We start from the raw sequence: 327 nt of genomic DNA, 5'->3' as shown, positions 1-327 counted from the left end.
GACCCGCAGGGCGACCACTGCGGCGTGCTGGTCCTCGCCAACGTCTACCACGGAGGCGGCCCGGTCCTGAAGGACATCGACGTCGACCTGCACGCGCTGGCGACCTGGTGGGACGTGCTGCGCGTCGCGAAGGCATCGGGCTACTTCGAGACCAAGACGCTCGACGAAGTCGAGAAGTTCCTGCACGCGCCGGCCGAGTGGTCGGCCGCGCACGGCGGTGCCACGGCCCCGAAGGAATGACGCCGCGCCGGCCCGCAGGCCTGGGTGGGCGTGTCGCTGGAAATCCTGGCGCGCCTGAACAAGCTGAGCTTCGAGATGGCCTACGCC

1 pseudogene is annotated in these 327 nt (G+C 70.0%); it reads left to right on the top strand.

From position 1 onward, the window contains the following. Positions 1-240 (top strand): annotated as a pseudogene (locus SB751_RS29025) (orotate phosphoribosyltransferase); the annotation flags it as partial. Positions 241-327: the final 87 nt, after the last annotated feature.

The sequence above is a fragment of the Cupriavidus sp. SIMBA_020 genome, assembly GCF_046535395.1.
Lineage (GTDB): Bacteria > Pseudomonadota > Gammaproteobacteria > Burkholderiales > Burkholderiaceae > Cupriavidus > Cupriavidus campinensis.
Note: the sequence above shows the minus strand (reverse complement) of the source record. Positions and strands in the feature narration are given on the sequence as shown.